This is a genomic window from Pseudomonas sp. A214 (assembly GCF_900156295.1).
GTDB lineage: Bacteria > Pseudomonadota > Gammaproteobacteria > Pseudomonadales > Pseudomonadaceae > Aquipseudomonas > Aquipseudomonas rhizophila.
In genome coordinates this window covers 5,146,560-5,160,710 of sequence record NZ_LT707062.1, presented here as the reverse complement: position 1 = coordinate 5,160,710, position 14,151 = coordinate 5,146,560, and the positions used below count along the sequence as shown (strand labels likewise).

Sequence of the window (14,151 nt, the reverse complement as noted above, 5' to 3'; positions counted from 1 at the left end):
CACATAATCTTGACGTTTATTTGCGCTGCCAAGCAGAAAAACTTGTAGCGAGGGAGCTTGCTCCCGCTGGGCTGCGAAGCAGTCCGCTCTCCCATGCTTGCATACACATTGATATCGGGCCTTTTCATGCGCATCAAAGTCCATTGCCAGAACCGCATCGGCATCCTGCGGGACATCCTCAACCTGCTGGTGGAGTACGGCATCAACGTCGCCCGCGGGGAAGTGGGTGGTGAGCACGGCAATGCGATTTATCTGCACTGCCCGAATCTGATCAACATCCAGTTTCAGGCGCTTCGCCCGAAGTTCGAAGGCATTGCCGGGGTCTTCGGCGTCAAGCGGGTGGGGTTGATGCCCAGTGAGCGTCGGCACATGGAGCTCAACGCGCTGCTCGGCGCCCTGGAGTTTCCGGTGCTGTCCATCGACATGGGGGGTTCCATCGTCGCCGCCAACCGGGCTGCGGCGCAGTTGCTCGGGGTGCGGGTGGATGAAGTGCCGGGGATCCCACTGTCCCGGTACGCCGAGGATTTTGACCTGCCGGAGCTGGTGCGCGCCAATCAGTCACGCATCAACGGCTTGCGGGTCAAGGTCAGGGGCGATGTGTTTCTGGCGGACATCGCGCCACTGCAATCGGAGCACGACGACAGCGAGGCCATGGCCGGTGCGGTGCTGACGTTGCATCGGGCGGACCGGGTTGGCGAGCGCATTTATAACGTGCGCAAGCAGGAACTGCGCGGCTTCGACAGCATTTTCCAGAGTTCGAAGGTGATGGCCGCGGTCGTCCGGGAAGCCCGGCGCATGGCGCCACTGGATGCGCCGCTGTTGATAGAAGGCGAAACCGGCACTGGCAAAGAGTTGCTGGCTCGCGCCTGTCACCTGGCGAGTCCGCGCGGGCAGTCACCGTTGATGGCACTCAACTGTGCGGGGTTGCCTGAGTCTATGGCCGAGACCGAACTGTTCGGCTACGGCCCGGGTGCTTTCGAGGGGGCCCGGGCCGAAGGCAAGCTCGGTTTGCTCGAACTGACCGCCGGAGGCACGCTGTTCCTCGACGGGGTAGGGGAAATGAGCCCGCGCCTGCAAGTGAAATTGCTGCGCTTTTTGCAGGACGGTTGCTTCCGTCGTGTAGGCAGCGATGAAGAGGTGTACCTGGATGTCAGGGTGATCTGTGCGACCCAGGTGGATTTGTCTGAGCTCTGCGCCCGAGGGGAATTTCGTCAGGATCTGTACCACCGTTTGAACGTCCTTTCGCTGCACATCCCGCCCCTGCGCGAATGCCTCGATGGCTTGATGCCGCTGGTGGAGCATTTTCTTGACCAGGCCAGTCGGCAGATTGGTTGTGCGCTACCGAAACTGGCCCCGGCGGCGATGGACCGTCTCAGCCACTACCACTGGCCAGGCAACGTTCGGCAGTTGGAGAACGTGCTGTTCCAGGCTGTCTCCCTGTGTGATGGCGCAACGGTGAAAGCCGAGCATATCCGTCTGCCGGACTACGGCGTGCGTCAGCCTCTGGGGGACTTTTCCCTGGAGGGTGGGCTGGACGACATCGTCGGGCGATTCGAGAAAGCCGTGCTTGAGCGGCTGTATTCCGAACACCCCAGCAGCCGGCAACTGGGCAAGCGGCTGGGGGTTTCCCATACGACCATTGCCAATAAGTTGCGTGAGTATGAGGTGGGTAAGGCCGGCTCATAATAGTTGCTTACCTGTTGTGTTTGGTGGGGACTTCTATCGCGAGCAGGCTCGCTCCCACAGGGGTATCGAGTGTTCAAAATCCTGCGAGCACCCAAGATCCATGGTGGGAGCGAGCCTGCTCGCGATGACGGCAGTAGCCGTTGCCAGAAGGTCAAGCGTTGCCACCAAACGGCATGACACCGCCGGTTTTTCGTCTTCGATACATTTCCCCAAATCCCTTCAATAACCCTGAAGCCCTTTGTTTGTGCGGCTCGACGGCGCCAGAAAAAAGTTGGTCTGCAAATTGCTTAGTGCTCAGCAGTACAGCAGTGGACGGCAAACGTCCGGCATGCAGAGGAACGACAGTGGACAAGTACCTTTATGTGGCAATGACCGGCGCCAGCCAGAACGCACTGGCGCAGCGGGCCCATGCCAACAACCTGGCGAACATCTCCACCAACGGTTTTCAGAAAGACCTGGAGCAGGCTCGTTCGATGCCGGTGTTTGGCGACAGCTTTCCGGCGCGGGCATTTGCCATGTCCGAGCGTCCAGCCACTGACTTCACCCCTGGCGCGCTGGTGGAAACCGGCCGCGACCTCGACGTGGCAGTCAGCGGGCCGGGCTGGATGGCTGTGCAGAACCCTGAAGGCGGTGAAAGCTACGTGCGCACCGGCAGCCTCAACGTTGACGCCCTGGGCGTGCTGCGGGCCGGCAACGGTATGCCGGTGATGGGCAACGGTGGTCCGATCGCCGTGCCGCCAGAGCAGAAAATCGAAATCGGCCAGGACGGCACCATCAGTATCCGCGCCATGGGTGAAGGCCCGCGCGTGATGGCTGAAGTCGACCGCATCAAGCTGGTCAACCCGGATCTTCGCAACATGACCAAGGGCCTGGACGGCACCATCCGCACCAAGGACGGCCAGCCGGCTGTCATTGATGCCAACGTGCAACTGGTGTCGGGTTTCCAGGAAGCGAGCAACGTCAATGCCGTGGACGAGATGACTTCGGTGCTGGCCCTGGCCAAGCAGTTCGAGCTTCACGTCAAGATGATGAACACCGCCAAAGAAGGCGACGAAGCCATGGCTCGGGTCTTGCAGATCTAATCATTAATTACAGCGTCGCGCCGAAAAACAGGCGTACGAGGAGAATCGAATGCTTCCGGCTCTTTGGGTTGCCAAAACAGGTCTGTCCGCCCAGGACACCAACCTTTCTACTATTTCCAACAACCTGGCGAACGTGTCGACCACGGGTTTCAAGCGTGATCGCGCCGAGTTCCAGGACCTGCTGTACCAGGTCAAACGCCAGCCAGGCGCCCAATCGACCCAGGACAGCGAATTGCCGTCGGGCCTGCAAGTGGGTACCGGTGTGCGCATCGTCGGCACCCAGAAAAACTTCACCGCCGGTAGCCTGCAAACCACCGAGCAGCCGCTGGACATGGCCATCGACGGTCGCGGTTTCTTCCAGATCCTGCAGCCCGATGGCACCACGTCCTACACCCGTGACGGTACGTTCCACCTCGATTCCAATGGCCAGATCGTCAACGCCAGCGGTTTCGCCCTGGAACCGGCGATCATCATCCCGAACGACGCCCAAACGTTCACCGTGGGCCGCGACGGCACCGTGTCCATCACTGTGGCGGGCAACCCTGCTTCGCAGGTGATCGGCAACCTGCAGACTGCCGACTTCATCAACCCGGCCGGCCTGCAAGCGGTGGGTAACAACCTGTTCCTGGAAACCGCGGCCAGCGGCGCGCCACAAGTCGGCACGCCAGGCCTGAACGGCTTCGGTACCACGCTGCAGAACACCCTGGAAACGTCCAACGTGAGCACCGTGGAGGAGATGGTCAACATGATCACCACCCAGCGCGCCTACGAGATGAACTCCAAGGTGATCTCCACCGCCGACCAGATGCTCTCGTTCGTTACGCAGAATCTGTAATCACGTCTATAGGGCGGCCTGAGGCCACCTGCAACACCAAGAGGTAGGGTCATGAATCGCTTCGTATCTGTTCTGGCACTGAGTGGAGTTACTGCGCTCGCGGGCTGTGTCGCGCCAACGCCCAAGGCCAATGACCCGTACTACGCTCCGGTGTTGCCGCGCACGCCGTTGCCGGCCGCTGCCAACAACGGTTCGATCTACCAGGCTGGCTTCGAGCAGAACCTGTATAGCGACCGTAAGGCTTTCCGGGTTGGGGACATCATCACCATCACCCTGAACGAACGGACCCAGGCCAGCAAGAACGCCAACTCGCAGATCGACAAGACCAGCGAGACCAGCGTTGGCCTGACGTCGTTGTTCGGCTCCAGCCTGACCACCAACAATCCCATCGGTGGCGGGGACCTGAGCCTCAACGCCGGTTATGGCTCCGACCGGGCCACCAAGGGCGACAGCAAGTCCGGACAGAGCAACAGCCTGACCGGCTCGATCACCGTGACCGTCGCCGATGTGTTGCCCAATGGCATCATCGTTGTGCGGGGCGAGAAGTGGCTGACCCTCAACACCGGTGACGAACTGGTGCGCATCGCCGGCATGGTTCGCGCCGATGATATCGCTACCGACAACACCGTCTCGTCGACCCGTGTAGCCGATGCACGTATTACCTACTCGGGCACCGGTGCTTTTGCCGATGCGAGTCAGCCAGGCTGGTTCGACCGTTTCTTCCTCAGCCCGAAGTTCCCTTTCTAGGTGGCCCAGTTGAATCTTAAGCGGTTGAATCTCAAGCAGCTGTTGATGGGGGCACTGCTGATGTCGGCGGCCTTCACCGCTCAAGCCGAGCGTCTGAAGGACATCGCCAGCATTTCCGGCGTGCGCTCCAACCAGTTGATCGGCTATGGCCTGGTCGTGGGTCTCAATGGCACGGGCGACCAGACCACCCAGACCCCGTTCACCCTGCAAACCTTCAACAACATGTTGTCGCAGTTCGGCATCAAGGTGCCGGCGGGTTCGGGCAACGTGCAGTTGAAGAACGTGGCGGCGGTGTCGGTCAGTGCCGACCTGCCGGCGTTCGCCAAGCCCGGGCAGCAGGTGGATATCACTGTTTCGTCCATCGGTAACTCCAAGAGCCTGCGCGGCGGCACCCTGTTGTTGACGCCGCTCAAGGGTATCGACGGCAACGTCTACGCCGTCGCCCAGGGCAACCTGGTGGTGGGTGGCTTTGACGCCGAAGGCCGTGACGGTTCCAAGATCACCGTCAACGTTCCGTCGGCTGGCCGCATTCCTGGTGGTGCGTCGGTGGAACGTGCGGTGCCGAGCGGTTTCAACCAAGGCAACAGCCTGACTCTGAACCTCAACCGTTATGACTTCACGACCGCCAAGCGCATCGTTGACAAGATCAATGACATGCTCGGCCCTGGCGTGGCACAGGCCATCGACGGCGGCTCGGTGCGCGTCACCGCGCCTCTGGATCCGAGTCAGCGGGTCGACTATTTGTCGATCCTGGAGAACCTCGAAGTCGATCCGGGCCAGGCGGTTGCGAAAGTCATCATCAACTCGCGCACCGGCACCATTGTGATCGGCCAGAACGTCAAGGTTTCACCCGCCGCGGTGACCCACGGCAGCCTGACCGTGACCATTACCGAAGACCCGATCGTCAGCCAGCCTGGACCCTTGTCCAACGGCCAGACCGCCGTGGTGCCCCGTTCGCGGGTCAATGCCGAGCAGGAAGCCAAGCCGATGTTCAAGTTCGGCCCGGGCACTACCCTGGATGAAATTGTCCGGGCGGTGAACCAGGTCGGCGCGGCGCCGGGCGACTTGATGGCGATTCTCGAAGCCTTGAAGCAGGCCGGCGCGTTGCAAGCCGACCTGATCGTGATTTAAGGAACGAGCCATGGATATGCGCAAGGGCGCTTTGATCAGCGGGGATTCGGGTTCCTACTCGGACCTCAATCGCCTGAACCAGCTCAAGGTCGGCGACAAGAACAGTGACGGCAACCTGCGCAAAGTGGCGCAGGAATTCGAGTCGCTGTTCATCGGTGAAATGCTCAAGTCCATGCGTGCGGCGACCGAGTCGATGGGCAAGGACAATCCGCTCAATACCGCTGAAGCCAAGCAGTACCAGGAAATGTACGACCAGCAGTTGGCCGTTTCCATGTCTCGCGAGGGCGGTGGTATCGGCCTGGCCGACGTGCTGCTGCGCCAGATGTCCAAGAACAAACCCCTGGTGTCAGGCGAGGCGGCAACGCTGTCGGCCGGCAAGCAGGAGCAAGCGTTGGACGAGGCCGTCAAGGCCCCGGTGCCGACGCCCATTGCCGCCGGCACGTTGCCCGACGGGCCATTGTCGCGCTCCAACGGCCAGCGTCCGCTGTGGGCTTCGCGGGCCGTGAGTGCGCCGCAAGGGGTGGGCGAGGGCGTTCACCGCAACGACATGGAATTGCTCAACCAGCGCCGCCTGGCCTTGCCGCCCAAACTGGCCGATCGGCTGCTTGCCGGGTTGGTGCCTTCGGCTGCCGTCGCGCCTGACGTCAAGGCGCAGAATATTTTGCCGGATCGTGCCATCACCGCCGTCAAGCCTGCCACCGGCGAACTGGCCAATGGCGACTGGCTGGCCGCGCTCAAGGCGTCAGAGCCGAGCGAGTCCATGCAGGTGTACGGGCGTGCCGTGGCGCAGCCACCCCTGGCGCCAGCCCGCAAGGCCTTCCGCGATGCTGACGAGTTCGTCGATGCCATGCTGCCAATGGCCAAGGAAGCCGCGGACCGTATCGGCGTGGACCCTCGTTACCTGGTGGCCCAGGCGGCCCTGGAAACCGGCTGGGGCAAGTCGGTCATGCGTCAGCCTGATGGCAGCAGCAGCCACAACCTGTTCGGTATCAAGGCCAGCAAGAACTGGACGGGCGATTCGGCGCGGGCGATCACCAGCGAATTCCGCAATGGCGAGATGGTCAAGGAGACGGCCCAGTTCCGTTCCTACGCTTCGTATCGCGACAGCTTCCATGACCTGGTCAATCTGCTGCAAAGCAACAGTCGCTATCAAGATGTGCTGAAGTCGGCCGATAACCCGGAACAGTTTGTGCGTGAGTTGCAGAAGGCCGGTTACGCCACCGACCCGAACTACGCCAGCAAGATTTCGAATATAGCCCGGCAGATGACCAGTTACCAAAACTACGCTTCGGCTGGCGCCACTACGACTTTATAAGGTCTGAACCATGAGTTTGCTCAACATCGGGATGTCGGGTCTGTCCGCAAGTCAGACCTCATTGGTGACCACGGGTAACAACATTGCCAACGTTGATACCGCCGGTTATTCGCGTCAGCAGACCGTGCAGACCACCAAGGCGTCCAATCAATACGGCAACGTCTTCATCGGCTCCGGCACCACCCTGGCCGATGTGCGCCGGGTCTATAACGCCTACCTTGAAGCGCAGTTGAAGACCACGACCTCGCTCAACAGCGATGCGGCCGCGTATCAAGGGCAGATCACCCCGCTCGATGCCTTGCTGTCGGACAGCGGCACGGGCCTCAATGGCGCGCTGACCAAGTTCTTCGCCTCGGTGCAGAACGTCAACGCCAAGCCGGGCGATGATGCGTCCCGTCAGTTGCTGCTCAGCGATGCGCAAGCCTTGAGCAATCGTTTCAATTCGGTCGCCAGCCAATTGACGGAGCAGAATCAGAACATCAACGGCAACCTGTCGAGCATGGTCGATCAGGTCAACAAACTGGCTACCACCGTCGCTCAGTTGAACAAGAAAATCGCCGAAGTCTCCAACTCCGGCGGTGCTCCCAACGACCTGCTCGACGCCCGCAACCAGACCATTCTCCAGCTCTCGGCCTTCACCGGCACTCAGATCGTGGAGAACGGCAGCAGCCTGGACATCTACTTGGGTTCCGGCCAGCCGTTGGTGATGGGCAATACGGTCAACACCCTGGAAACCGTGCCGGACAAGAACGATCCGGGCCGCCTGGGGATCCAGCTCAATAGCGGTTCCAGTGTCATGGACCTCACCCAGGTACTTACCGGCGGCGAGATCGGCGGCCTGATGCGCTATCGCAGCACTGTGCTTGACCCGGCCATGAATGAACTGGGCCGCGTGGCCCTGGTGGTCGCCGACCAGATGAACGCGATCCAGGCCTCGGGCATCGACAAGAACGGCGCCTTCGGTTCCAACCTGTTCACCAACATCAACAGTGCCGCGCAGATGAGTCAGCGCAGTATTGCCGCGTTGAACAATAGCGCCGGTTCCGGCAACTTCAACGTGGCCATCGAAGACACCGGCGCGCTGACCACCAATGATTACAAGGTGAAGTTCACCAGCGCCACCGACTACACGGTCCAGCGCCTGCCTGACGGCACTTCGATGGGTTCGTTCAATACCGCGACGACGCCGCCGCCGGTGATCGACGGCTTTTCGATGACCTTCGCCAATGGCACCGCTGCCGCTGGCGATTCGTTCAAGATCACCCCGACCCGCAACGCGGCGACCAGTATCAAGACCGAGATGACCGACTCCAAGCGGTTGGCGATTGCCGCGCCGCTGGGCGCAGCCATCGTGCCGGGCGGCAGCGGTACGCTGACCATTCCGGCCAGCGGCCAGCCGACCATGACGTCGCAGTTGGACATCTACGACGAAGCCACCACCACCATCATCCAGAACGGCATCAAGACCTCGATGCCAGTCAAGGTGGTCTTCGGCGCGACGTCCGCCGACGGTACCAGCCAGGCTTACCAGTTGCTCGATGCCACGGGTGTCGAGATCAGCAATGGCACGATCAAGCCCGGCCAGAGCAATACCTTGAGCCTGAGCGTTCCACTCAAGGATGCCAGCGGCAACCCGATCATGGACTCCTCGGCACCGCCGGTGCAGCGTACCGTCACCTTCGACATGTCGATTGCTGGCGCACCGTCCAACGGTGCCGCGATCGATGTGAGCGTCAGCCAGGCCGGCAGCCTGGATAACCGTAACGGCACTGTCCTGGCCGGTTTGCAGACTGCCAAGACCGTGGACACCGGTTCCGCCAGCAAGGGCATTTCGTTGAACGATGCCTACGGCAAGCTGGTGGAGGGCGTAGGTTCCAAGGCCGCCCAGGGCAAGCTCGACAGCGCTGCCACCGGCGCGATCCTGGATAACGCCAAGGGCGCTCGCGATTCGCTGTCGGGCGTGGACCTGGACGAAGAAACCGGCAACCTGGTCAAGTATCAGCAGTACTACACCGCGTCTTCGCAGATCATCAAGGCTGCGCAGGAAATCTTCAGCACATTGATCAACAGTCTTTAAGGAGTCGTAGCCCATGCGAATTTCTACCGCCCAGTTTTACGAATCCACGGCTGCGAACTATCAGAAAAACTTCGCCAATGTGGTCAAGACCAGCGAAGAGGCCAGCAGCCTGGTGCGCGTCAATACCGCTGCCGATGACCCGGTAGGGGCTTCACGTCTGCTGCAACTGGGCACACAGGCCTCGATGCTGGCTCAGTACGAAACCAACGCCAACACCATCAAGGCGACGCTGGGCACCACTGAAGCGGTGATGACCAGCATTGGCAACGTGCTGCAGCGCGCCAAGGAATTGGCCGTCGGTGCCGGCAACGCTGGCTACACCGACGCCGACCGCCAGGCCAACGCCTCGGAGCTGGCGCAGATCGAAGAGCAGTTGCTCAGCCTGATGAACAGCAAGGACGAAAACGGCAAGTACATTTTTGCCGGTTCCAAGGGCGACACCATCCCGTTCACCCGCAACAACGATGGCAGCTACAGTTACAACGGTGACCAGGTGACCCTCGACCTGCCGGTCGGCGATACCATGTCGATGGCCACCAACAGCACCGGCTGGGAAGTGTTCCAGCAGGCCGTCAACACCAGCCGCAGCCAGGTCACCATGACCGCGCCGGCGGTGGACGATGGTCGCGTGGTGCTGTCCAACGGTCAGGTCTCGTCCAGTGTCAGCTACAACAGCAAATTCCGCAGCGGCGAACCCTATACCGTTGAATTCACCAGCGGCACGCAGCTGAGAATCACCGACTCCGGCGGCAACGACGTCACCGCCGAAGCCAGCCAGGGCGGCGCTTTTGATCCCAGCAGCAAAAAAGGTCAGGCGGTGCAGTTCCGTGGTCTGGAACTGACCCTGAACATCAATCTGCAAACCGGTGATGATGCCAATACCGTGTTGCCGGGCCATACCTTCACCCTGGCCGCCAAGCCGGACACCTTTGCCGCGACCCGCAGCCCGGGCAACCCGACCACCGTCCAGGTCACGGGCAGCGAGATCACCGACCCGGTGGCGTATCACGCCAGTTTCCCTACCGGTTCGGCCGTATTGAAGTTCACCAGCGCCACCGACTTCGACCTGTACGCCGCGCCGTTGACCGCCAACAGCCAGCCGGTGTCCAGCGGCACCCTGGCCGGCAACGTGGCCACCGCCTCGGGCGTGAGCTTCACCCTGGACGGTACGCCCGGTGCGGACGATCAGTTCAGCATCGCGGTCAATACCCACGAGACCCAGAACATTCTGGACACCGTGAACCAACTGAAAACCGCGTTGAGCACGCCAACCAACAACGATCCGATTGCGCTGCAAAAGCTGCAGGCTTCGCTGGCCTCCGGTATTGGCAACCTGGCCAGCGGCACCGATCAGTTGTCCAGCGCCTTGAGTTCGGTAGGTGGGCGTGGTCAGGCTCTGGAAACCCAAAGCGACACGAACCAGAGCTTGTTGTTGGCCAATAGCCAGACCCAATCGTCGATCCGCGATTCCGATCCGGCCGAAGTGATGACCCGCTTGACGTTGCAACAGACCATGCTGCAAGCCTCGCAACTGGCTTTCAGCAAGATCACCCAACTGGGCCTGTTCAACAAGATCTGAGCCGGTATCGACCGAGCCGCCAACCGTCTTTTTTAAGCGGTTCCGGGGCTCCGGCCTGAAAAGGTCGGGGCCCGCCGCTCGAGAGTTTTCGCCGTGAAACCATTGCCCCTCGTCAGTATTGTCATTCCTGCGTACAACCCCCGGTTCTTCGATCAGGCACTGCTCAGTGCCCTGGCCCAGACTTACGAGCAGATCGAAATCGTTGTTTGCGACGATTCGCCTGGCGATGAGATTCGCCGGATAGTCGATTCCTTCACTGAGCCGTCCCATCCGATCCGCTATCTGCGAAATCCGCAGCGACTGGGGCTTCAGGGCAACCTGTTGCGTTGTGTCGAAGAGGCCAGGGGCGAGTTCATCAAAGTGCTGTGCGACGATGATCGGCTGTTTGCGCCGAGCATTGCGATGCAGGCCCAGGCGTTGATGGATCATGCTGACGTCAGCGTTGTGTTCGCGCTTCGGTTGTTGTGTGACGCGGGTAACTTCATCTTGCCGCCTCGTGTGGACAATTGCCGCTTCTCGCCGAACGATGCCCTGCTCAAGGGCGATGACATGCTGGCGATTTTCGAGAGCACGCTGACCAACTTTGTTGGCAATTTCAGTTCGACGCTGATGCGCCGCGCCGATGTGCTGGAATTGCTGCCGGCGCTCCTTCAGGACGGTGCCGGTTTTGTCGCTTTGCTCGACTTTGCTTTGTTCGTCTGCCTGATGCGTCGTGGCAACTTGATTGCCTTGAATACCGTGTTGAGTGTCGAGCGGCTGTACCCGGAGCGTTTGAGCAAGACTCCGGAAATGCTCAAGGCCGCGAAGGCAGAAGGGGGGTGGCTGGCGCAGATGCTTGTTGCGCGCAGCGGCGAAGCGGCTCCGGCCTCGGGTTGGGTGCGCTGCATCGATTTGAACAAAATCACTGACCAGCCTCATGCCTGGCAGGAACTCTGCGTAACCCGCGTGCTGGGCAACCGCAATACCGTCGTCAATGGTCGGGTAGGGGCGCAAAGTGAGAGCTACGCCGACTTTTACCGCGAATGGCTGAGCGTCCGCCAGTTCAGCGAGGTTGAGCGGCGTGTCATGCCCGCGCGCATCGATAGCTGGCCATTTCAGCCGAACATCGTGCCTGTGATCATCGACGCCCTCGGTGATGCGACGTCGCTTGCGGCGACGTTGCGTAGCATCAAGGGCCAGCTGTATCGCGCCCAGGCCGTGGTGGTGCTTTCCGATGCGCATTGCGAGGTCGACGAGCGAGTGCTGCAGTTGCCTTATCAGGCCGATTGGCCGCGTCAGCTCAATGCCATCGTTCCACAGCTGGAAGGCGCGCACTGGTTTTATCTGCTGCGAGCGGGCGACGTCTTGCGCGATTCGGCATTGCTGATCCTGGCCGAGCGCGTGGCCGGGAGGCAGGGCATTCTTTGCGTCTACAGTGATGAAGGTGCGTTGGTGGACGGGGAGTCCTTCGAGCCGGTATTCAAGCCGGACTTCAATCTGGACCTGATGCGCGCCTATCCCTATGTCGGTCGGACCCTGGCTTTCGAGCGTGAGCGGTTCATGACCGCGGGCGGCTTCGAGCCGACCCAGGGCGAACTGGCGCCCCACGATCTGCTCTGGCGCCTGGTGGAAGAGGCCGGCCCTCAGACCATCGAACACATTCCGGAAATCCAGGTCGAGTCGGCCCTGAGCTTCGCCCAATGGTTGTCGCTGCCCGAGGTCATCGAAGGCAATGCCCGGTTGGTTGGCGCGCATCTGGATCGTATCGGCATCGAACACAAGATCTCACCGGATACGATGCCGTTGATCAATCGCATCAACTATCGACACGGTGCACGTCCGCTGGTGTCGATTATCGTGCGTACCGGCGACTCGCTTGCGGCGTTGCAACACTGCACCGAAAGCCTGATCGAGCGTACTGCCTATACCCATTATGAAATCCTGATCGTGGACAGCGGCGTTCAGGATCCGGCTATGCTCGACTGGCTGGCGAGCATGGCGCAGTTGGGGGCGAGCATGCTGCGGGTACTGCGTCATGTCGGCGAGGCCAATGACGCCGCCGTGCGTAATTTTGCCGCCAGCCAAGCCAGTGGTGAATACTTGCTACTGCTCAGTGCGCACACGATCGTCCGCGATAATGATTGGCTGGATGAGATGATCAATCATGCCCAGCGACCTGAGGTCGCGGTGGTAGGTGCCAGGATCCTCAGCCCTCAAGGCGCTCTTGTTGGCGGCGGGCAGATTCTCGGGTTGGCCGGGCCGGTGGGGACGCCGTTCTACGGTGAGCCAGCGGCTTCCCGGGGCTATATGCAACGTTTGCACACCACCCAGAACTGGAGTTCGGTCAGCAGCGACTGCCTGATGGTGCGCAAGCAGGTTTTCGATGAGCTCGGCTACCTGGACGAAGCGTCCTTTACCCTCGGTCTCAGCGATGCCGACCTGTGCTTGCGCGCTGGCCAGCACGGCTATCTGGTGGTTTGGACGCCTTACGCCACCGTGATGAAAATCGACCCTCAATCGAGCGTTGTCCGGCCGGACGAAACCACGTTGATGGAGCGCGAACACGAAATCTTCTCTCGTAGATGGTTGCCGCAGATTGCCCGGGATCCTGCCTACAATCCTGCGCTGAGCCTGGGGGCATCAAGCTTCAGCCTGGAGCCTTCGCTGCGCAACAACTGGAATCCGTTCTGCACCCGCGCGTTGCCATTGGTGCTTGGCTTGCCGGTCAACGCCACCGCGGTCGGCCATTATCGTGTTACGGCTCCGTTGGCCGAACTGGAGGCTGCGGGACGGGTGATTGCCCGAGTCGCCTACGAATCGCCTTCGACCGTTGAAGTCGAGCGCTTGTCGCCGGATACGATCGTCTTGCAGGGGCGCTACAGTGAAGGTGCCGCCGGCGATATCCTGAGGATGAAGAAGTATTCCAATGCCCTGCGGATCTTCGAGCTTGACGATTACGTCGTCAATGCGCCCAAGAAAAACACTCATGCGCGCAACAAGCCGGTCAATATCGAGCAGATGCTGCGCGAAGGGATCGGATTGTGTGATCGCGTGGTAGTGACGACGCCGTCGCTCGCTGATGCGTTGTCCAGCATGCACCATGAGATCCGTATCGTGCCCAACATGCTGCCGCCCAAGCCATGGAGTCGGTTGACCAGTCGCCGCGGTACGTCCTCCAAGCCCCGAGTGGGTTGGGGAGGTGGGACAAGTCACAGCGGCGACCTGGAGATCATTGCGGACGTGGTTCGCGAGCTGGCAGGCGAGGTGGAGTGGGTCTTCTTTGGTATGTGTCCGGATGCGCTGCGGCCGTACATCCATGAATTCCACCGGTCGGTTGCCTTGAGCACTTATCCTTCCAAATTGGCCAGCCTGAACCTGGACTTGGCCTTGGCCCCGCTGGAATTCCATATCTTCAATGACTGCAAGAGCAACCTGCGCTTGCTGGAGTACGGCGCCTGCGGCTATCCGGTTATCTGCACCGACACCAAGGCCTACGACGGCTTCCTGCCGTGTACCAAGGTGCGCAGCAACAGTACCGAGGAATGGATCGCGGCAATCCGCATGCACCTGGCCGACCCTGACGCCAGCTACCGCATGGGCGATGAACTGCGCGAAGCGGTGCTTCGTGATTTCATGCTCAGCGGCGACAACTTGCAGCATTGGTTGTGGGGCTGGTTGCCGGACTGAGCATGAGCTGTTTGGGCCGGAAGGCCTGTGGCG

At 61.0% G+C, this 14,151-nt stretch carries 9 protein-coding genes; all 9 read left to right on the top strand.

Going from position 1 to position 14,151, the window contains the following annotated elements:
- Positions 1-126 precede the first annotated feature (126 nt).
- A complete protein-coding gene (locus BW979_RS22970; RefSeq protein ID WP_076385858.1) occupies positions 127-1,686 on the top strand; it encodes a sigma-54-dependent transcriptional regulator in 1,560 nt (519 codons plus the stop codon).
- A 344-nt stretch (positions 1,687-2,030) separates the two neighbouring features.
- Positions 2,031-2,768, top strand: a complete 738-nt coding sequence (locus BW979_RS22965) for a flagellar basal body rod protein FlgF (RefSeq protein WP_047226216.1) — start codon at positions 2,031-2,033, stop codon at positions 2,766-2,768.
- A 49-nt stretch (positions 2,769-2,817) separates the two neighbouring features.
- The gene (flgG, locus tag BW979_RS22960) at positions 2,818-3,603 is read left to right on the top strand and encodes a flagellar basal-body rod protein FlgG (protein ID WP_047226217.1); all 786 of its coding nucleotides are present in this window, start codon (positions 2,818-2,820) and stop codon (positions 3,601-3,603) included.
- Between the two features lie 51 nt (positions 3,604-3,654).
- Positions 3,655-4,350 (top strand): flagellar basal body L-ring protein FlgH, encoded by a 696-nt coding sequence (gene flgH / locus BW979_RS22955; protein ID WP_047226218.1) that lies wholly within the window; start codon positions 3,655-3,657, stop codon positions 4,348-4,350.
- A 45-nt stretch (positions 4,351-4,395) separates the two neighbouring features.
- Entirely contained in the window at positions 4,396-5,481 is a 1,086-nt protein-coding gene (locus BW979_RS22950; protein WP_160892017.1) for a flagellar basal body P-ring protein FlgI, read from the top strand.
- Between the two features lie 10 nt (positions 5,482-5,491).
- On the top strand, positions 5,492-6,796 hold the full coding sequence (gene flgJ / locus BW979_RS22945; protein ID WP_076385856.1) for a flagellar assembly peptidoglycan hydrolase FlgJ: 1,305 nt from the start codon (positions 5,492-5,494) through the stop codon (positions 6,794-6,796).
- 10 nt (positions 6,797-6,806) lie between these two features.
- Positions 6,807-8,873, top strand: a complete 2,067-nt coding sequence (gene flgK, locus BW979_RS22940) for a flagellar hook-associated protein FlgK (protein ID WP_047226220.1) — start codon at positions 6,807-6,809, stop codon at positions 8,871-8,873.
- A 13-nt stretch (positions 8,874-8,886) separates the two neighbouring features.
- Complete coding sequence (locus BW979_RS22935; protein ID WP_047226221.1) at positions 8,887-10,452, top strand: flagellar hook-associated protein 3; 1,566 nt, start codon at positions 8,887-8,889, stop codon at positions 10,450-10,452.
- Positions 10,453-10,545: 93 nt separating this feature from the next.
- The gene (locus tag BW979_RS22930) at positions 10,546-14,118 is read left to right on the top strand and encodes a glycosyltransferase (protein WP_076385854.1); all 3,573 of its coding nucleotides are present in this window, start codon (positions 10,546-10,548) and stop codon (positions 14,116-14,118) included.
- The last annotated feature ends 33 nt before the right edge of the window (positions 14,119-14,151 follow it).